The 21,074-nt window shown below is 57.6% G+C and carries 12 protein-coding genes; 6 read left to right on the top strand and 6 right to left on the bottom strand.

All coding sequences use genetic code 11. From position 1 onward, the window contains the following. Positions 1 to 6 precede the first annotated feature (6 nt). Entirely contained in the window at positions 7 to 3,387 is a 3,381-nt protein-coding gene (locus tag LOC70_RS06865; RefSeq protein WP_315857213.1) for a DUF7133 domain-containing protein, read from the bottom strand. 247 nt (positions 3,388 to 3,634) lie between these two features. Between LOC70_RS06865 and LOC70_RS06860 the strand changes: the two genes are divergently transcribed. Beyond that, a complete protein-coding gene (locus LOC70_RS06860) occupies positions 3,635 to 4,000 on the top strand; it encodes a hypothetical protein (protein WP_230252755.1) in 366 nt (121 codons plus the stop codon). 936 nt (positions 4,001 to 4,936) lie between these two features. Here LOC70_RS06860 and LOC70_RS06855 read toward each other — a convergent pair. Both LOC70_RS06855 and LOC70_RS06850 read right to left on the bottom strand, forming a co-directional pair. Next, positions 4,937 to 7,888, bottom strand: coding sequence for a hypothetical protein (locus LOC70_RS06855; RefSeq protein ID WP_230252753.1), 2,952 nt, complete (start codon positions 7,886 to 7,888; stop codon positions 4,937 to 4,939). A 133-nt stretch (positions 7,889 to 8,021) separates the two neighbouring features. Continuing rightward, positions 8,022 to 9,239, bottom strand: coding sequence for a ligase-associated DNA damage response exonuclease (locus tag LOC70_RS06850; protein WP_230252752.1), 1,218 nt, complete (start codon positions 9,237 to 9,239; stop codon positions 8,022 to 8,024). Positions 9,240 to 9,348: 109 nt separating this feature from the next. Between LOC70_RS06850 and LOC70_RS06845 the strand changes: the two genes are divergently transcribed. Together LOC70_RS06845 and LOC70_RS06840 are read left to right on the top strand one after the other, a co-directional pair. Beyond that, positions 9,349 to 10,209, top strand: a complete 861-nt coding sequence (locus LOC70_RS06845) for a hypothetical protein (RefSeq protein WP_230252750.1) — start codon at positions 9,349 to 9,351, stop codon at positions 10,207 to 10,209. Positions 10,210 to 10,223: 14 nt separating this feature from the next. After that, positions 10,224 to 11,486: an HTTM domain-containing protein gene (locus tag LOC70_RS06840; RefSeq protein ID WP_255715702.1), complete on the top strand. Its 1,263-nt coding sequence runs from the start codon at positions 10,224 to 10,226 to the stop codon at positions 11,484 to 11,486. Positions 11,487 to 11,584: 98 nt separating this feature from the next. On the opposite strand, the gene folK is transcribed toward LOC70_RS06840, so the two are convergent. The 3 genes from folK to LOC70_RS06825 all read right to left on the bottom strand — a co-directional run bounded on the left by folK (position 11,585) and on the right by LOC70_RS06825 (position 15,156). Then, positions 11,585 to 12,565 carry a 2-amino-4-hydroxy-6-hydroxymethyldihydropteridine diphosphokinase gene (gene folK, locus LOC70_RS06835; RefSeq protein WP_390889013.1) on the bottom strand — a complete coding sequence of 327 codons (981 nt, stop codon included), beginning with the start codon at positions 12,563 to 12,565 and terminating at the stop codon, positions 11,585 to 11,587. Between the two features lie 102 nt (positions 12,566 to 12,667). Further along, positions 12,668 to 13,123, bottom strand: a complete 456-nt coding sequence (locus LOC70_RS06830) for a hypothetical protein (protein WP_230252747.1) — start codon at positions 13,121 to 13,123, stop codon at positions 12,668 to 12,670. A gap of 185 nt (positions 13,124 to 13,308) precedes the next feature. After that, entirely contained in the window at positions 13,309 to 15,156 is a 1,848-nt protein-coding gene (locus LOC70_RS06825) for an ExeA family protein (protein WP_230252746.1), read from the bottom strand. Between the two features lie 241 nt (positions 15,157 to 15,397). Here LOC70_RS06825 and LOC70_RS06820 point away from each other — a divergent pair, with 241 nt between their 5' ends. The 3 genes from LOC70_RS06820 to LOC70_RS06810 all read left to right on the top strand — a co-directional run bounded on the left by LOC70_RS06820 (position 15,398) and on the right by LOC70_RS06810 (position 21,004). Then, positions 15,398 to 16,135 carry a class I SAM-dependent methyltransferase gene (locus LOC70_RS06820; RefSeq protein ID WP_315857212.1) on the top strand — a complete coding sequence of 246 codons (738 nt, stop codon included), beginning with the start codon at positions 15,398 to 15,400 and terminating at the stop codon, positions 16,133 to 16,135. 28 nt (positions 16,136 to 16,163) lie between these two features. Beyond that, positions 16,164 to 17,627 (top strand): aldehyde dehydrogenase (NADP(+)), encoded by a 1,464-nt coding sequence (locus tag LOC70_RS06815; protein WP_230252744.1) that lies wholly within the window; start codon positions 16,164 to 16,166, stop codon positions 17,625 to 17,627. A gap of 176 nt (positions 17,628 to 17,803) precedes the next feature. Further along, positions 17,804 to 21,004, top strand: a complete 3,201-nt coding sequence (locus LOC70_RS06810; RefSeq protein ID WP_230252743.1) for a serine/threonine-protein kinase — start codon at positions 17,804 to 17,806, stop codon at positions 21,002 to 21,004. Positions 21,005 to 21,074 lie beyond the last annotated feature (70 nt).

Below are 21,074 nucleotides of genomic sequence, written 5' to 3'. Positions count from 1 at the left end.
GAACACTCACTCGTGACCGCCCTCTTCACCAGCCCGTGGATCCACTTGCAGACTGGCCAAGTACGCGACCAAATCTCGTAACTCCCGAGCTGTCATTTGTTCCGTCAAACCGGCTGGCATCGACGATTTGCCTTTCTTCCGTGCGATGATGTAATCCTTTTCGATCCGCGCCCGCGAACCATCAGCGGCAATCAACTCGATCACGTCGTCCGTTTCGGTGGCCACAATCCCGGTGAAGACTTGCCCATCCTCATCCGCGATCACGGCCGTCTCAAAACCTTCCGCGATTTTGGCGTCCGGCAAAGCAATCGCCTCAAGCAAGGTGCGGCGGTCACGAGTTTTGCCAATGGTCGTTAGCACAGGACCGACCTCTCCACCCGTTCGGTCGACTTGGTGGCAACGCACGCAAGACAGTTCCGTTTTGCCGAAGAACAACTTCGCCCCTTTGTCGGGATCGCCACCGTGCAACGAGTCCATCCATTTCGCCAGTGGTTCTGTCGACGCCAGCGACTCACGGTAGTTCGCGATTTTTTCGTTCCATTCGTTGGGCAAACGTTTCGCCGCGGCTTCCACCACGTTCAACTTCACGTCGGCGGGAAGATCATTCTCTAAGTAAGCGTTGACGCCTTTGTTGATGTGGGCGACGGCTTCGGGCGATTCAATCTCGGCGAGCAAGTCCCAAGCCAAGCCACGCACCAATTGGCTTTCCGTGGCCGTCGCGGCGATGAACCGATCCACCGAAGCGGCTCCGTCGTGTTCACCCAACACCGACAAGGCGGCGGTCACCAACTGAGTCGGCTGGTCCAAATCAATCGAACGAGCGATCTTGACCGCTTCGCCAGAATTCAATCGAGCCAGAGCCGTCAACGCCGAAGCTCGTGACGCTGGACGCGACTGCGAATCTTGCAAACGTGTGACCAGCTCAGGAGCGATTTTTTTGATCCCCAGCTTCGACCCCACATCGATCGCTTTTTCGCGAACGGTTTGATCGGTCAGCATCAACACTTCGATGTGTTTTGCAAGTGCCTCGCGAGCAACCACTTCGGGGCGTTTGGCCAGCGGTCGGTATTGGTTCGTCACTCGGTCGCGGGGATCGGGTGAAGTCCAGTTTGCCAACATGTCGATCGCTTCCACGCGAGCCCAGGTTGGCTTTTCCCCCGACGCGGCAAAGGACGCCAATGCCGCAGCTGATTCCGGAGTGCCGATGCGATAGTTCGCCGTCAAAACGCGACGCAGCAAGGCATCGGAATTGAGCGGCAGATCAGCCACCGAAATCAACGCAGCCAGCTCATCGGTTGCCGCTGGGATGGATCGATCGTGAATCGCCAAAGCGGCTTCGGCCAAGACCAACGAATTGGCATCGGACAAGAAAGCCGTGATCTTTTCACTGCCTTGACCACGCAGGGCGGCGACCGCGGCGCGACGCACGGACAGGTCATCGTGAGTCGCCAATCCAGCCAACATGCTTTCGGCGCCGACTCGACGCAGAAACAGCGTGCACGCGTGACGCAAGGCTGGATCCTCATTCTTATTCTTGGCCAGATTCAGCAGCGTCGCGAAGGTGGCTTGTTCTTTCAATTCAGCCGTCGCTTCCTTTTGCATCAGCAATTCGGACAAGGCGATCGTCGCGAAATATTGGACTCGGTCGCTGTCGTCGGACAGCAAACCAACCATGGTCGAGACCGCTTCGAAATCGTTTTGGTCACCGGCGAGTGCACAGGCGGCGGCACGGATGAACGGGTCGGAATCGCTCAACCACTTTCGGTTTGCGGCCAAAACCGCCGGTCGTTTTTCGCCATCGACACGAACCGCGTGTTCCGATCCCCAAACGCCATGCAATCGGTGACGCACATCAGCGTCCGAAGAAGACGCCAAATCGATCAATGGCTGCAATTCGCCTCGTGTGGCCAGTTCCCACTGAGCATTCAATCGGACTCGTCGATCCGCGTGCGTCAGTTGCTTGGCCAAATCATCGGCGGACACGGAATCCAGGTCGCCGCTGAGCAACTCACGCACTTCCGTGACCAAATCAGAATCGTGGTGTTCCGGGCTAAACAGCCGGTACAAACGTCCTTTGCCCAACCCATCCCATCCATCGACCCAATCGCTGACCAGCAATTCGCCGCCGGGAGTGAACGCCACATCGGTCGCCAGTAGATTCCAGATTGGTTGGTCATCGGCGACCATTTTGTAGAACGCCCCATCCGCAGCGACTTGGAACGAGCGGATGCCGCTGTTGGAAGGCCCGCCGCGGAAGTCGCAGATCAGAAACTGATCCTTCAGCTCGTCACCGAATCCGGTGCCTGGGTAATACGCCAAGCCGGACGGACCGTCGGTGAAGTTCACGATCGGTGGGACAATGTGAGCGGGTTGTTCGTTGTGATGCGGCTCCCAGATCTTCAGCCGATTGAACGGACCGCGATCGGGCAGGTACTGGTAATGCATCCGCCATCCCGAGTCGCCTTTTTCCAGCAAGTGAACCAGCCGAGCTTTGTCACCGCTGTCCGAGTTGTTGTCGACGGAGAACCAGTCGCCGACGTCATTGAACGCCAGTTCCTGCGGGTTCCGCAAACCATCGCAGTAAATTTCCAAATTGCTGCCATCCAGCTCGCAACGGAAAACGGCGCCGACGGCGGGGTTCGACAGCAGTTTGCCTTCGGCGGTCGTCACGTGATAACCGCGGTCGCCGATCGAAAAGTACAAACGTCCGTCGTAGCCTCGGATCAACCCGTGCATGTCATGGCCGCGAAAAGCGACTCGCACGCCGTAGCCATCCGAGAGGACTTGTTTCGATTCCGCGACCCCATCGTCGTTCGCGTCGGTCAGTTTCCAAAGCTTGGGGATACAGGTGTAGTAAACGTCGTTCCCGTTGACCCAAACGCCGGCCCCGGTGCCTTCTTCCAACCCGTTGAATCCGCTGGCCAAAACAACCGATTCGTCCGCGACGCCATCGCCATCGTTGTCGACCAAACGACGGATTCGATCGTCGTGCTGCGAGTATGTGATCGCGGCTTCGCCCAGCAATCGTTTGTGGTAATCGATCCGGTCCTGGACCGTCTCCGCGGACAAATCGGCGAGCAACCATTCGTCGTCGTGGCCGCGGTTGTCGGTCACCCCGCGATTTTGGCGATACGACTCGGCAACAAACACGCGACCTTTGGCGTCAACGTCAAACGCGACAATGTTGGCCACCTCGGGTTCGGCCGCAAACAGACGGATTTCCCAGCCATCCGGAATCTTGAACCCGCCCATGGCTTGTTCGCCTTCGTCGGAGGCTTCCGCAATCTGCGGCTCCAACGGATCTGGTTTGCCACTGGCTGCCGGGGTGGCGGGCTCGTCGGCGTGGGACGTTGAGACCGACGAGGCGGCCAAACCGGCACTCAGCATCCCAGCGAGGATGAGACCAAGTGACAGGCGTTTCCGATGGATGCAAAACGAGTTGGAACGAAGGTTGGAAAGAGTCAGGGAATTCAACGTCAACATTCTCAAAACGGGTCTCGATGGGCGGCGGCGTTCAATACGTATAGAATAACTGCGGCTAGAAAATTGGACACGGAGGAAAGTGTTCATTCAGCGCCCATTCCCACCGGAAATCTGCTGTTTTTTGCCGAACGTTCCCCTGGAAACAGCTTCGATGAGCGACAACCCCGAAAACGATTCGCCGAACCAGGATGCCAGCGACACGGCCGCCGTTCGCCACGGCAGCCCGTTCGCTCCAGGTTCCGTGCGCCCGCTGGCACCGGAAGTCGCCGTGATCGTGCCCGCCGAGGTTTGGGTTCCCGAATCTGGCGTTTTGGTTTCCGCCGTGCTGGCGTCCGCGGTGATTCTGCTGTTTTCGCTGGCGTGTTGGCGGCTGTTCCCCGGCGGCGGCATCCTGGTCACCAGTCTCGGCGGGACGCTGGCGATCATGGGAATGTTTTCCAAACGTACCCTCTCCGCGACCGTTTGTTTGCTCGCGCACGCGGGGTTGTTCGCCGCGTGCTATTGGACGTTGATTTGAGAAGTGGAAAGGGAGCAGGGACTCAGGGCCACAGGCGGTATGGATCGGGGGGCGTGTGCGTGAAGGATTGGAGAGGCAGCCGGTGCTGAGACGTTCGCAAAAACACAAATTGGATGTGTTCTTAATAGCCGTTCGGCGTTAGCCGCGGTTCTCATGTGACAACCGGAGCTAACGCTCTTCGGCTATGAAGTCCGACGGAATCGAAAGCTGTCTAGCGACGCCAAGTACACCACAAGGCCGGAGACGATTAAGACGCAGAGACGCCAGGACACAAAGACGCAGAGGGTTGTCTCCGCGGCCCTGCGACTTGGCGTCTCTGCGTTGATGCTATGTCAGATCTTGCGAAATGACATCGTTTCTGTGGGTTCCTAGTAGCCGATCGGCGTTAGCCGCGGTTCCCATGCAACAACCGGAGCTAACGCTCTTCGGCTGAGAAGTCTATCGGGATTGAAAGTTATTCGGCGATGTCGACAGCTTCGCGGCCTCGCGTCTTTGCGTCTCTGCGTTGATACTATGTCAGATCTCGCGAAAAAACATCGTTTCTGTGGGGTCCTAGTAGCCGATCGGCGTTAGCCGCGGTTCCCGTGCAACAACCGGAGCTAACGCTCTTCGGCTATGAAGTGCGACGGGATTGAAAGCTTTCTAGCGATGCCAAGTACATCACAAGGCCGGAGACGATTAAGACGCAGAGACGCCAGGACACAAAGACGCAGAGGGTTGTCTCCGCGACTTGGCGTCTCTGCGTTGATACTATGTCAGATCTCGCGAAAAAACATCGTTTCTGTGGGTTCCTAGTAGCCGATCGGCGTTAGCCGCGGTTCCCATGCAACAACCGGAGCTAACGCTCATCGGCTACGAAGTGCGACGGGATCGAAAGCTTTCTAGCGATGCCAAGCACGCCACAAAAATGGAGACGATCAAGACGATAGCCTTCCCCTATCTCAAACGATCAGATTCGGGGCTGAGCGCGAGTGCCATCCAGCCATCGCGGAGCTCCAATTGGCTCACTTTCAGATCTTGCACGGCGGGGTGTTCGACCAGCTTCGGTGTGGTCAGTGGAATCACTCGATCTTCCGCCAACACCTTGTTGAAAATTGCTCGAATCGGCAATCGCTGACGCATCGACATGCCGGGACCGCTGATCCGAAGGTGCCCGTCTCGAACCAGACGCGCGTCCAAACCATCGAACTCCGGTTTGTAAGCCGCACGAACGATGAATCGCGTCAGCTTCGGACTTCCAGGTTGGCTCAATCGAACCACTCGCAACGTCAGCCACATCAAACCGTCTTCGATTTCGATCGTGACCGGCCGAGTCGACGAAAACGCGATCTCCGCGTCTCCGGGCACTTCTTCGGGCAACGTCATACCCTCTTTTCCGAACAAAGCAAACGTGTCGGTGTAAAGTTGCTCGAACGTCTTCACCTCACCGCGAGGCAGCAATTGTTCCAACGTGTTGTTGATCGCGGACTGATGCATCTGCACGCTCAACCAACTGTCTTTCCACGCGCGAGGGCGAGGCGTGTGGGCGGCCAATTGCCAGTCGCCGGCCAGACGGTACCGTGCGATCAAACGTTCCTGGGTGGTTTCCAAATCAATGACGGTCGGATCCAGCTCCAAACGTCCCAGCGGCCCAAGCACCAAGTCGTCCCACTTCTGCTCCGCCTTTTCTGTTTGCGTTCCCAGCTCCGATTGTGTTTTGCCCGAAACTTCCGATCGAATTTGATCCCGAGTCTTTCGATTGGCCAACGCCTTGGTGTCTTCGTACTTCTTTTCGGCAATGCCGCGAACCAACGAACCGATCAGCGGCCAGCTGTTGACTTTGGAATCCACACGACGAAGTCGATTGGTGGCGTTGACGTCGACCTGGGTGCCTCCGACTTCCAATCCGGTCGGCAGAATCCGGACTGGGGTCGATGCTTGAAAGTCCGCCCAGCCATCGGTGTGGACCGTGACGCCGCTCTCGTGAGCACGACTTTGCGTTGACACATCACCCCGGGTCAACAGATCCAAATTCCATTCGCCTGGCGTCGGGTTCAATCGCAGGTTCAACGCCGTGCTGACGTTGCTGGTCCCGCGAACGGGCGTTCCGGCAATCTGAGTCACGATCGGCGTGGTCTGGTCAGGAACCGACGGAATCAAACGTTCGATCAATTTCGCGGAAATTGCTGTGCGAACGTTGGCGTTGCGGTAGTTCAGGTCAATCACCTTGGCGACACGAGCCGCATAGGTGTCGTCGGAAAAGCGAAGTGACTGAAACGCATTGGTGACTTTCACCGCCGCCAAATCGATCGAATCCGCTTCGGCCCGTTCCAAGTCTTGCAGCAACGCAACATAGTCGATCGGCATGGCACTCCATGTCTTCATCGCTTCGGTCAGCTGCTTCACGCTGGGTTGGTCCAACCACTCCTCGTGTTCTGGTGCCAAGCGATTGGATGTGATTCGAGACAGATACCGCTGCGCGGTCAGAGCTCGCTCGTCCATGTCATCGGACGATGCCAGAGACTGAATTTTGTTGAGCAACAGAAACGTCGTCCAACCTTCCGCGTCGCCGGTTTCGGATAGTCCGGACCGGACATTCCGAAGCAATTGATGAACGTCCAGTTGTTCCGCCGATGCGGATCGGCGATGCAGTGTCAATGTCTCGCTGGGAAGCGTCCCCGACGGCACGAAGTCGCTTGCATGTCCGCGAGCCAAATGCCAAATCGACGCCCACACACTGGTTCGACGAGCCAACGAGTGAGAAGCCTGGAGCCATTGCACTTGTTGATCGCGAGCGGGAACTCGTTCGGCCAATTGCAAACCCGCCGCGGCCAAAGACGACAATTCGTGCAGCACTTCGCCGGCGCTTTCGTCACCCAAACGCGCGTGTTCGCGCAATTGTTCCAAACGCTGCTCGACTTGTTCCGCCCAGCGTCCCATGACGATCGAGGTCGCTTGGCGTTGCAACGTTTCGCGATGGGCGGCTGACAGAGCGGACTCGCCACGACGCAACATTTCATTTTCGACGGACTGCAAATCGGACGAGGCAATGTCGACCGACGTCAGCATCGTTTGTTGCATTCCCGCGTCAGCTTTGCGAGTCAAACTTGCTCGCGAAGCGATGGACGACAACTGCGATTGCAACTGTTTCGCCAACGGCCACCCCGTGACGTGCCGAGCGGGGGAAGCCTGAACCACGTCGGCCGGCGAAGCCACCGGCGGACGGACCAGGTGCGGAAGATTCAAATCCAGTTGCGGAACATCGGGTTTGGTCGCGGATGGTTTCGCCAGCACCTCGACGGATTCGGGAATCAGTTTTGTCGAACCGGCGACTTCTTCGTCATCCTCGTCCGCGTGAAAAATTTCCTCGGGCAACGTCAACGGCATCTCGGTCGCCGCAATCGGATCATCCAAACCGGGAGTCAACGAAGCGGGAACGGCTTGTTTCAGTTCTTCCGCGATCTCGTGGACTTCGATTTCGGCCAACGCATTGGAGAAACCGGCTAGTTCCGCCTCGGAATCGATGACGGGTGCCTTCAATTCGGCTGGCACATCCTCTGTCGTGGCGACCAACCGCGAAGGCATGGCCAAACCTCGAGCACCACGATCGTCGCGATGAGCATTTTCAGCCGGTGGGCGAGGCGATTCGACGTCGGACTGATTGAGGAGCGTGAATGGTTCTGCAGCACCAAAACCATGTTGTCGGTCGGACGCCAAACCGTCCGGCCGCGAAGCGTTTTGGTCCGCGACGTGCTGAGATGGTTCAAGCACGCCAATTTGCGTCAGCCAACGGGTGGCGAAGGACCACGAGTCGTCTTCCAACAGGAAGGGAGCAGTGGTGGCGGCGATCACGGCCAACGACGCGGTGATCGGCCACAACAGGAGCGTTCGTCGAGAATCCTGACGCATGCTTGGTCGATTGATTTGGAGCAAATGAGAAGACTGGCAACGAGACCACTCGCGCCGATTCCCCGCTTATGCCTAAATTAACCATTCCAGACCAAGACGAATTCTGGGCTGACCGCCCCTTACCGCGGCAAAATCAACCGGATGTCGGGTTTCCCCCATCACCCGATTCGTCACTGGATTCCTTGCCGGGCAGCTCGTTTTCCGATGAGTCGTCGTCACCCGGTGTGGATTCCCAATAGGACGGAATTTCGCGGGCCGACAGTGTTTCACGGCGATGTTGCCACTCCGAGTTGGAACGATGCTGCTGCAAACGTTGCTGCAGTCCGCCTTCGTTGAGATAGCGACTGACGACGGCGGTGCTGCCATGCGTGACCCAAATCTCGTCCGCCTCGCTCCAGACAATCGCGTTCATCAGCCCCGGCCAATCCACGTGGTCGCTGAGCACGAACCCTCGATCGACCGCGCGGCGTCGGCGTGCTCCTCGGATCGCCATCCAGCCGCTCGCCATCGCGGTGCTGACCGTTCCGAACTTTCGCATCCACGGCGTCCCGTGAGCACTGGGAACCGCGACGACCATGGATCCCGACCAATCCAATTTGGCGGCTCGCGAGGATTGGCGTCTCTTCGTGACTTCCCCGGAAGTCGATTTGCTTGCGTTCGCAGCCTCCGTTTCGATCCTTCGCGTCACCGATGTGGTCTCGGGCAGTTTCACGCCAGATTCGCGATACGCCTGCACGCCCTTTTCGACGGCCCCATGGGTGTAGATCGGACCGATCGACGGATCCAATCCGGATAGCAAACGCTGCGACTTTCCCACGGCATAGCCGTACAGCAAACAGCATTTGCCCTCGGCCGCCGCGGTCCGCCACCATTGGTTGATGTCGGCGAAGATATCCGAGTCTTCACGCCATTGGTAGATCGGCAAGCCAAACGTCGACTCGGTCACGAACGTATGGCAACGAATCGGTTCGAAGTCATCACAGGTGGCATCGGACTGCAGCTTGTAGTCGCCGGTCACCACCGCGACTTCGCCGCGATATTCCAAACGAACTTGAGCCGATCCCAGCATGTGCCCCGCCGGATGTAGCGAAACTTGCACGCCGCCCACCGTCGTTTTTTGTCCGTAGTCCAGAAATTCGAATTCGGCTTCCTCGCTCAGCCGCATCCGCAAAATGGGTTCCCCCGGGGAGGCGGACAAGTAATGGCGGCTTCCCCACCGGGCATGGTCGCTGTGCCCGTGAGTGATCACCGCTCGATCGACCGGACGGACCGGATCGATGTAGAAACCGCCGATCGGACAGTGCAATCCGGCCGGCGTGGTTTCGAGCAGTTTCGGGCGAGGGCGATTCATGGCGATCCTAAAACGGGTGCGGGCAGTTCAGTTCCCGGGGGGCGGAGTCATCTGTACAACCACTGCGGACGGACTATGGTTGGGCGAAATCGGAGCATGCAAATGACCGATGGCCGACCCCGCCGTTCACTGTATTTCGCTGGCCACTCGTCCAGTGTTTCAGTCGTCCGACACGCAATTTGAATCGCCCTCTGTGACAGCCACCGCACCCAACTCCCTTTCGAGACGCCAACGATTCCTGGTCAGTGTGCTGATCATTGGAATGCTGCTGGCGATCGTGCTGCCGCCGCTGGCGTTCCAAGCCCGAGGGGCCCGCGGTTTGTCGCCGTCGGTCGGGACGTTGTTGTCTTGGGTATCGCCCATCTCGCAGATGTTTTATCTCGACCGAGGCTACGCGTTCTTCGCTCCGGATCCCGGCCCGAGCCATCTGATCCGAGCCACCTCCCAAGGCGGCGAGAGCGTCCAGCAGTTTCCCAACCTGGAGGACCAATGGCCGAGATTGCTGTATCACCGGCACTTCATGCTGGCCGAGTTCCTGAATGACTCGTACCAGCCCGCTCTGCCGATGGAAGTCAGCCAATTGATCGGGCCAGAACTCAGCCCCGAAGAATTGGCGACGTTACGACTGGGACGCAAACGCTACGAAAAGATCGCGGGCTCGATGGTCAAACACCTGCAGTCACAAGGCAAGACGGATGTGTCGATCCAACGTGTCGAACACCAACTGCCGGACTTTGTGCTGTTTGTCAACGAGGGTCTCTCGCTAACAGACGAGCGTGCTTACATCGAGCTGCCCGATGTGCCAATTTCAATCGAAGACTTGCTCGGCGTCGGCCCCGAAGCCTTGCCACAGCCTGATGGTCCCGACCTCACACCGATCGATCCGGAAAATAGCGAACCCGTGCCCGCACCGACCGGCGACCGCAAAACGGAACAACCCGAGGTTGCACCGGAGGAGGATGCGTCGTGAGTGACCAAGCCTCCATGACCGGATCGTTGAAGCAATACGGCGCGACGTGGATTGACGCGTGGGATCGTTTTTGGTTCACGCCTCGACACATCGATACGCTGGCGGTGCTTCGAATTCTGACCGGCGCGATGCTGGTTTATTCGCACCTGGTATTGGCCAGTGACTTCTCATCGTTCATCGGCACGGAAGCTTGGATCGACAACGAAACCAGTGCCCGGTTGCACGACGGCACCCTCGGCGAGGCGACCGCCGCCTGGTCGTATTTGTGGCTGGTCGACAGCCCGACGCTGTTGTGGCTGAACCATGCCGTGACGATTCTGGTTTCCGTCGCGTTCACGATTGGATTCCTGACGCGAATCACGGGACCGTTGGCGTGGTTCCTGCAATTGATGGTGATCCACCGTTTGCTGGGCAGCCTGTTTGGTTTGGACCAAATTTTGACCTACTGCACGATGTATTTGGCGTTCGCCCCCAGCGGTGCCGCCTTGTCCATCGACGCCAAACTTCGCGATCGCTTCTCGGGCAACGGACGAGCAACCGTGACGGGGTGGAAGGCATGGTTGTTCCCCGCCGATCGCAAGACGGTCTCGGCCAACATCGCGACTCGGTTGCTGCAGATTCATCTTTGCGTGATTTATCTATTTGGTGGCATCGCGAAAGCCCGCGGGGATCTTTGGTGGGATGGCACAGCGTTGTGGTTTGCGGTGGCGAACTATGAGTATCAATCGCTCGACGTGACTTTCCTTGGCCGTTTCCCACGCGTGTTCACGGCGCTGACTCACGTGACGATGTTCTGGGAAATTTTCTACTGTGCGTTGATTTGGCCCAAACTGACTCGAGGCCTGACTCTGGCGATGGCCGTTGCGGTTCACGGCGGAATCGCGTTGTCCATGGGCATGATGACCTTTGGAACGATGATGATCGTTGCCAACGGAATTTTCCTGTCACCGGAATGGATTCGCCGACGGCGATTGGGCGATGACGCACTCGACGAATCGGACGAAGCTGCCTTGTCCGGTGTATTGACCGGTATGAGTGGAGGCTCGAAAGGCCAACATGCTGTTTCAGCAGATCTGCAGCATCGTCTGCAAGAAATCGAAGCGGCAGAACGAGGCATTCAGAAACGCTACGCGAAACTGAAACGTCGCGAGGCGAAGAATGACGAACGCAAACAACGTTTGATCGACGCTCGCGAAAAGATCAAACAAAAGCTGATCGATGGCAACTTGTCGGCGGGTGACAGCGTTCTTCGGAACGATGATTTGGAAGTGGATTGAGGCAGCCAAACTGGCTGCGGCGCGAGAACATGAATGCAGCCAAGCTGGCTGCACTACGAGAGAACGACTGCAGCCAGGCTGGCTGCACTACGGGCTGGTTACCACCACTGGCCGTTTTCGGTGACGGGATGAATCTCGCATCGCATCGCGTCGATGGCGGATGCCAGTTCGCCGATGGCCCAGTCCAGGTCTTCGACCTCCAATCGGTACTCCGGCCACTTCCATCCCGCGGGCCAAATCTGATGCGGTGCCGGCCAACGCTCTCTCTCTGTCGTGTGCTGAATGCGAGCCAACAAGCGTGGCAAGCAGTGTTGCTCCGCGTTAACGGCCAGGCATTCTTGCGTGTCCCGCAACACTTTCGGCGGATCCGCCGCGACCCATTGCTTCAATCCCTTCGCCGAACCAGGACGATCTGGGTCAATCACCGTGATCCCGTGTTCCTCTGACAACCGTTGGCAAATCGACTGCCGTAGCTCCGCATCGCCGCCGACCAAAGCGATCGAAGGAACATCCAACGCAATGTGGTCACGCAAATCTTTCAGCGTCCAGCCAAATCGCGGGTCGCAGAAATCTGCTGCCACGTCGCAGGCCGGCTCCAACACAAACCGACGTGCCGTGTAGCGTGGGTGCGGCACAACCAAGGCTTTGGACGATCCGGCGGGACCTCGCCCACCGATCAAGCCACGACGACCGGCCGTCGCGGATGGGCCAGCCAATTTGCCGTGCAGCACGACGTCCAAATCGATCACGCGAGCCCCCCAACGCACGATGCGTTCGCGGCCCAGATCGAGTTCCAGTCGCTGCAGGACGTCCAGCACTTCCGCAGCGGAGGCTTCGGTCGCAAAGGCAGCGACCGCGTTCAAAAAAGGCGATTGCCCGCCGGGACCGCCGATCGGTGGCGTTTCAAATAAACGACTGGTTCGCAGCGGAGCCGAACTGCTCACCAATGCATCACCCACGTGCTGCTGGCAAGGAGCCTCGATCACACCCGAATCGGCGACGCGACGAGCCGCCTCGGCAATCACCTCACGGCGGTCGCCAAGATTGGATCCGAAGCTAATGAGACACTGAATGGGCATGAACACATCGACGTGGGCGGGTGACGAACGAGCCCGCGAATCATAGCTGCCGGAATAGAAATTTCCCATCGGCGGATGTCGATTAGAAGTCGCTCGCCCGCATCAGCACTGCATGGGAACTGCGGTTCCCCACGCCGGGAGTGGTCGGCCTTCTGGAGCAATGCCCATCACCACGGTCGAAGTTTGCTGGGAGGCTTTGCCGATCAACAAGCACCGCGACAACTGAACGCATTCCGACAACCGTTCGCGTCGCAACCATCTCTCACACTTGCGGGTGTGCAGGCGATCCAACCAACCGGTCAACGACATCGTGGTCGAGTCATCCGAACACCAATCCACTCGCAACCTTGGAATGCTCATCCCTGTTTGCGTTGATTCGATACCAGCGTCTGTGTGTGATGCGTTGGCTTGCTGCCACGCGTGCCCGAGCGACACAAAGAAGGCGGGCTGCAAACGCAGTTCACGTGGCGTGACCAACACCAACGTCTTGCCGTAGCGAACGGCTTGCTCCACGGTTCGATGCAACAAAGCTTGCAAGGTTTGATCCGGTGTGAACATCAACCACGTCGATTTGATAAGCCCGAGACACTTCAAGCTCTCGCAGGCCTGCCGGTTCAACCGACAGACCATCTTTAAGTCTCGACTTTTCAAACGAACTCAATCGAGTTCGTTTCTGCATCGAGATTTCATCCTTCATCCATCGCGAGCGGACAACCAACGTTCCGCATCGATGACACTGGCAATCAAGATTGCGGCGAACGCATCTTTGCCAACATCGCTTGGAAATCCACGGCGACCGGGCGACCACTCGACAGATCCGCCGCCTCGTGGTGCAGCGCCGCCGTTTCGACTTGCACGTCGTCTTCGATGATCAGCATATCACGATCATCGTTGGAGATCGTCATGTCGTCGCTGTCTTCGTCCATCCACAACACGGGTGCTGCGGCGGCTTGAGCCGACTGTTCCTGCATCTTGCCCAACTCTTCCTGGTCACAGACGTCGTTGTCGCAAGCCTCGGCGGACGTTTCGTCGTCAACGATCATGTCGTTGTCATCAACCAAAGCCAATGGCGAGTTCGCCGCGCCACGCAGGCTCAAAATTTCTTCGTGCAGCGAGGTTTCCAAGTCGGACATCGACTCGTTCAGACCGTCGGCTGGTTCGCCCGCGGTGAGAGCGTCGGCGACACGACCGACCTCTTCTTCATCGTCGAACTCACCAAACAATTGCTCGGCCGATGGCGTCGCCGCAACCGGTTGCTCCTCTTCCACGTCACTTTCGAAGGCGACCGACTCGTTCTCAAGCCCGGTCACTTCGGTGGATGCCAAGTCACCTTCCGGCAAATCGGACGCCAGTGCAGAGCCGACAACATCCGAGACCACTTCGTAGTCGCCTTCGAATGTTTGGCAATCAATGCTCAGCGAACCAAATTCCATTCCGCTGCAGGCTTCTTCTTCGGCTCGAGCGTTGGCTTGGCAGCGACCGGTTTCCTCGCAGGCGGATTCGCCGCAGGCCAGTTGATCGCAACTGCTCGCATGGAGTTCGTTGTTGTCTTCGATCAAGTTTTCGTCCGCCGCGAAACCGAGGCTCGATTCGTCCGAAACCTTCATGTCATCGTCCCAGCGACGGCCGAATTCCTCGTCCTTGGCAGGTGCCTCAACCGCGACGGGCTCGTCATTCCATCCCGAATCGTCCAGCGAACCAAACTCAACATTCGACGTGGGATTCGATCCCGTATCAGCCAACGTGGGCTCGTCCATGACGGGGCTGGGCAGTTGCTGCAACATCGCCCAAGCTCGATCGACAATCTTGGTGTCGATGATGCTTTGATTCAGCGACGCCGCACAATCAATCGCGGCCGTCATCATTTGGTTGATCAAACGTGGCGTGCCACTGCAAGCTTTGTGAATCGCGATGATCGCTTCGTCGGTGATCGCTTCGCTGGGTTTCGACCCGCACTTTTCGATCACACGCTGCACGTACTTGATCGCTTCATCGCCGTTCAGCGGGTGCAAGTAGCAACGCGTGGCGACTCGTTGCACCAAGGCTTCCAACGATGGCAATGCCAACGTTTCGTCCAGCTTCGGTCCGCCCAACAACACGGCGCTGACACGAGGCTGACCTTCGCTCATCGTGTTGGTGATGATGCGAATGGTTTCCAAGACTTCGGGCGTCAACGCTTGAGCTTCATCGACCAACAACAACAAGCCGGGGAATTCGGCGGTGCTGCGAGCCAAACGTTCGACCAAAGCAAACTGAGGATCCTCGCCCGGTTCCAGTGGCGTGGAGTGGATCCCCTGAACGCGATTCAGTCGCGTCAGCAAGTGTTTTTGAAACAGAACCGGGTTGTCCAACATCGCATCGCCAAACATCACGACTTCGCGACGACCGGCAAACTGCTTGAGCAGCATTTGGCAAAGCAACGATTTCCCGACACCGGGTGGTCCGATGACCAGCGAAATGGCCTCCCAAGCCTCGATGGCTCGCTGGATTCGCTGCAGTGCCTCGTCTTGTGATCCAACGGGAACGTAACGCTCCGCACTGGGGAAGGGAGGGAACGGAGGCACATGAAAAGAGTGTTCAACCGAAGACATGGTCGAAGTTTCCTAGGCGGAACAAGTGGGAGAATGCGGACAAGCCGTCTAATCGTTACAGTCGTCACCCAGACCGCAGCGTCTGAAACGAAAATTCATTCATCTCTGACGATTTCGCCTCATGCCTTCCTCGACTCGCGCCGTGACACAGAGCCCTCCGAAGAGAAAGTCTGCATCGACGCCACGAAAACAGTCCGCCTCGGCCACGATCGATTGGTACGACCGGCCTCAGTACTTTGACATGGTCTTTCGTGACGAAACGACCGCCGAAATGGCATTCTTTGACGAGGCCTACCAGCGGTACGCGACAGGAACCGTTTCGCGAGTTTATGAACCCGGATGCGGCAGCGGTCGCTTGGTGGCCGCTTCAGCAGCCCGCGGGTACGACGTCATCGGTCTGGACAACAATGACGCGATGCTCGCTTATCTGCGCCGTCGATTGCAACGTCGAAAATTGTCGGCGGATCTGATCAACGGCGACATGACGACTCATGTTTGTTCGCCACAGATCGACGCGGCGTTTTGCACGTTCAACACGTTTCGCCACATGCTGGACGAAGACTCCGCGGTGTCGCATCTGCAATCCGTGGCGGACTCGCTGCGTCCCGGCGGCATTTACATTTTGGGTTTTCATTGCATCCCCATGGACGCGGATCCGGATTGCACCGAACGGTGGAAAGCCGCTCACGGTGGGACCCAGATCAGCGTGACACTCAAAGTCATCGATTTCCAACGACGCAAACGCCGTGAAACTCTTCGCGTCTCGATCAAAGCCACCAAACGCAACGGAGTCGTCGAGCGTTTGCGATCGGAATTCCCGCTTCGCGTCTACACGCCGAAACAAGCGTTTGACCTCTTGGCATCCGTCGACGATGTGTTCGAAATCGTGGGCGTGCATGACTTCGACTACGAGATCACTGAGCAACGCGAAATGGACAATGACCTGACCGACGCGCTGTTCGTTTTGCGGAAACGCTGAATCCAAACCTTGCTCTCTCAACACCGCCATGACCACCTTCCCAGCCGCTTTCTCAGCCACCTGCGCCGCGACGGGCGAACTGCTACCTGGCACTTTCGCCGAAGCAACGTCGGATCAAATCCATTCGGCTTGCCAACGGGCTGCTGACGCTGCGATTGAGCTGCGAAGTGCCGAGCCACAGCGACTGAGCCAATTCTTATCAGCCGTGGCAACCGAAGTCCGCGTCCGGCGAGAAGCTATCGTCGAGCGTTGCGAGCAAGAAACCGGCTATGTCCGCGCCCGCGTCGAAGGTGAATTTGAACGAGCCACTGGGCAATTGGACCTGTTCGCTCGTTTGGCGGTGGAGCGTCCTTGGGATCGAACCGCCGAAGATCCCGCCGATCCAGATCGCAAACCGTTTCCCAAGCCGCGGATGACTCGTCGTTTTGTGCCGCTCGGTCCCGTCGCCGTTTTCGGAGCCTGCAATTTTCCGCTGGCGATTTCGGTGATTGGTAATGACTTTGTCGCCGCGATCGCGACGGGTAACCCAGTCATTGTGAAATCGCACCCCAGCCATCCCGGCACATGCGAGTTACTCGGCCAAGCGGTCAAAGAAGCGATCCGGAAAACTTCGATGCCCGATGGCACCTTCGAATTGCTTCACGGTCGAACGCCGCAAACCTCGTTGACGCTCGTCCAAAATCCTGCGATCTCCGCCGTCGGATTCACCGGCAGCCCCCAAGGAGGTCGTGCCTTGGCCAAAGCCGTCCTGGAACGCGACAACCCCATTCCCATTTTCGCGGAACTGGGCAGCACCAACCCTGTCTTCCTGACCCGCGAAGCGATCGCCGATCGAATGACATCGATCGCGGAAGGCTTCGCCGCGTCATTGCGTTTCGGCAACGGGCACATGTGCACCAAGCCTGGTGTGGTTGTGATCCACGACGATGACGCGGAGGCGTTCATCGATGCAACCAAGCAGATCCTCGCTAGCCAGCCCAACCTGCCCATGCTCAGCGGTCCAATCGCGGAAGCATTCGATCAAGGCGTCGCGAAACTACGTGCCGCTGCGGAAGTAGATGAGCTGTTCATCGCGGACGCGTCGTCCACGGACGGCCCGTGGCACCGGGGTGCACACTGGTTTGCAATGCCCGTCGAAACTGCGATCAATGACCACTGGTTGCATTCGGAAACCTTCGGCCCATTGTCCATTTTGGTCCGTTGCCCCAGCGAGCCCGACATGATTCGCGTGGCCGAGCAATTTCACGGTTCGTTGACGAGCACGATCCACTGCGAAGACGCAGAATCGGACTTTTGTCGTCGCTGGCGAGCCGTCGCGGAAAGATTTTCTGGGCGAATTGTTTTCAACGGGTGGCCGACTGGAATGGAGTTCGGGGCGGCGACTCAGCACGGTGGCCCCTTCCCCGCGAGTCTAGATGCGAGTAGTACTTCAGTGGGACACTCAAGCACAGAGCGGTTTGTACGCCCCCTGTGCTATCAAAATTGGCCGTGATTCCCGCCGTTTACGCAGAAATGACCGCTACGACTGCACGGCGGATTGTCAATGCGAAAGAAATGCGCAAGTTTGCGATTCTTGTGTTTGTTGTTGCGAGATCGACTACGATGGACAAATGTGAGTGAATACGATGCGTTGAGTTCGATCTCGTTTCATCCTCAGTCTTTGCAAACGTGTCCCGACATACAGACGCCCCAACAGAAGTTCGGACATCGACTTCGGAGGGAATGACCGCTCGGCACCTCGGCGACTACCAACTCATCCGCACGTTGGGCGTTGGCGGAATGGGCGAGGTGTATTTGGCGTCTCACGTCGCGACCGGCCGTCAGGTCGCGCTAAAGGTCTTGCAGCATCAAGTGCACGATCAGCAACGGTTTCGCCGCCGCTTTCAACGCGAAGCCAAACTGATCCAGGAATTGGATCACGAACACATTGTGCCGTTGCTGGAAACCGGCCAAGAAAACGGCACGCCTTATCTGGCGATGAAGCTGATCGACGGTCAAACGCTGGCCGATTCGATCTTGGAAGCCAAAGGGATTGTCGAGCACCACAGCGGTGAGGCGACCGCCTCCACGGACACTGCGGTGATCTCTGCGGTCCCGATCGCTTCCGACAGTCGCCCGGGAACGTTCGAGTTCATGGCGAAATCCATCGCCAATGTCGCGGACGCGTTGGAAAGCGCTCACGAGAACCGAATCATCCACCGCGACGTCAAACCATCCAACTTGTTGCTGGATCAAACCGGCAAGATCTGGCTGACCGACTTCGGGTTGGCTCTGATGGAAGACGAACAAACCGCGATCACGATGACCGGTGACTTGGTCGGCACGCCGGCATACATGAGCCCCGAACAAACGCTTGGCTCCCATCGCGAAGTCACACGCCGTTCGGACATCTACAGCCTGGGTGCTACGCTTTATGAATGGGCAACGCTTCAGCGTCCATTCCAAGGCAATCGCGAACAGGTGCTGACCAACATCGCCCACGGCAGCATTGTCACGCCACGCAGCATTCGGCCAGAGGTCCCCGCCGCGTTAGAAGCGATCATATGCAAAGCGATGTCGCGGTCGCCGATGGATCGTTATCCCACCGCCGCCGAATTCGCCGCGGATCTGCGTCGATTCGCCGACGGCAAACGCACCGTCGCGAAAATGCCGGGATGGACCGAACGAGCACTGAAATGGGGCCAACGCAATCCCGCCGTCGCGGCAACTGGATTGATTGCGGTTGCGGTTTTGGTGGTGACCGTGTTGGGGATGCAGGCGATCTATTCCGAACAATTGGTTCGCATCAACCAACAACTGGAAAACTCCAACGACAACCTGATCGCCGCCAACCTGAAGTTGGAACTTCGCGAAGCTGAACTTCGTCATCAGCTTTATGTGTCCGACATGTCGCTGGCCTACAAGGCATTTGCTTCATCCAACCTTTTGTCCGCTCGAGAGTTGTTGGACAAGTATCAGTCCGACGATGAGATTGAGAACCGATCCCGACTTCCCTATCAAGTCCTGGATCAACTCACCTCGCCACCGCCGTCGGTTGAGCTGACTCGGTACACCAGCCCCGCCACCGAAGTCTCTGTGTCACCCGATGGCGAAATGGCGGTCTCGGTCAGCGAAGACGGCATCGTGAACGTGATCGATCTGGTCCAGAACAAAGTCTTGCATCAACATGATTTGCAAGCCACCGTTTATGCGATCGCGATCAGCCCCGACAAGAAACACTTCTTGGCAGGTTTGAATCAAAACCTAGGTTTCAATCGCATCAGCTTGATGGAAATTGAAACTGGAAAAGAAACCGTGGGTCTGCTGGGGCATTGGCACAACGTCGAGTCCGCTGCCTTTTCGTGCGATGGGCAACGATTCGCAACCGGAGGCCGTTACCGCGACATTCAGATCCACGACATCTCCGGCGAACACATCAAAACCATTCACTCGGGCGCTCGAAACGAAACGCTTCAGTTCCTTGAGGACGGCCGATTGGCGTTCACAATGGACAACGAGACTCGACGTGAGATCCATCTATGGGATCCGGAAACGGACACAATCAAACCGATCGATCTCAACACGACCCTTTGCGAATTCGCTTTTTGCCCGTCGCCAACCAAGCCGGATGACTATCGATTCATTGCACATGGTTACGGCGACATCATGGTCAAAGACGCCGGCAAGAAAGACCTCGCGGTGGACTTTGATCTGAAACTGGGCACTGGTCGGTGTGTTGGTATCAGCCAAGACGGTCGCATTGCCTATTGCGGGACCGACGAAGGCTTGGTGCTCATCTGGGACCTGGAACAACGCAACGTGACGGGCGAGTTGCTTCGTCCGCTGGTGATTCCCGTTTCCGAAGGATCGATCAGCAGCCTGCGAGTGCTTCCTGACAAGAAACGCATTCCGCGATTCGTTTCCACCTGCGAGGACGGCCAAGTCCAACTTTGGGATCCGGAACGCAGCATGCCGCTGCGGCCCACCGACGGCAAAATGGATTCGCATGCCACACGCTTGGTATCGGTGCATTCGCCGTTTCTGGGATCACCCGATCTGTACCTGCGTTTGGTCAACGGCACGGTCGCACACTACAACCCGATGAAAGATGCCGGACGGCTACGAGTGATCGCACGCCACGACATTCGCGACACCAACTTCCTCACGACCAACGAAGATCAAACGCGACTGGCGGTTGCATCACGCAACAAAATCTACATCTACAACCTGCTGACGGATCGCCAACTCGCACAGATCGAACCCTTTGATTCAGCGAAAATCATCCGCGACGTGAAATATCGCGAGGGACGCATCTATCTGCTGTACAACGACGAAATCCACGTCTACTCCGAAACCTCGTTCGACCTGGACCAAATCATCGCGTTGCCGGAAGACAACTCAGGCGAATTGGTTCCAGTCCCGAACACGTCGACGTTTTTGATCCAGATGAACAAAGGGTTGTACCACTTCGATGGACAGCGGGTGCGACCGTATCACTCAGCGGATACCGGCTCTGACTACATCCGACGAATCATCTTCGATTCATCCGGAACCCGATTGGCGATCATCCACGACAACCGCCTGATTCGCGTCCAGTCCTATCCCGACAACCAAACCATCGCGATGCTACGTGGGACCACCAAAAGTACGGGCGATTGCCTTTTGCTGGACGACGCCAAAACGGCCATCACATCGGGAGAAGATGGATTGGTTCAATTCTGGGACTTAGAAAGCGAACGTGAAATGGGCTCTTTACCGGTGGGAGCGCACAAACGCAACCGCCTGCATTTCTTTCGCGATGCGAATATGCTGCTCGCGGGGTCCGAATACACGCCGCTTGATCTGTGGTTGACCGAGACTTCTCGTGAAAAACTCTTCGGCACACCTTAAGCTAGCGTCCGACCAAACTAGCGTTCGAACGCTGCTTTGCAGCCGGCCTTCTTGCTGGCTCGTTCCGTAA

This window comes from Rhodopirellula halodulae (assembly GCF_020966775.1).
GTDB lineage: Bacteria > Planctomycetota > Planctomycetia > Pirellulales > Pirellulaceae > Rhodopirellula > Rhodopirellula halodulae.
This window is presented reverse-complemented; position numbering and strand designations above follow the sequence as displayed.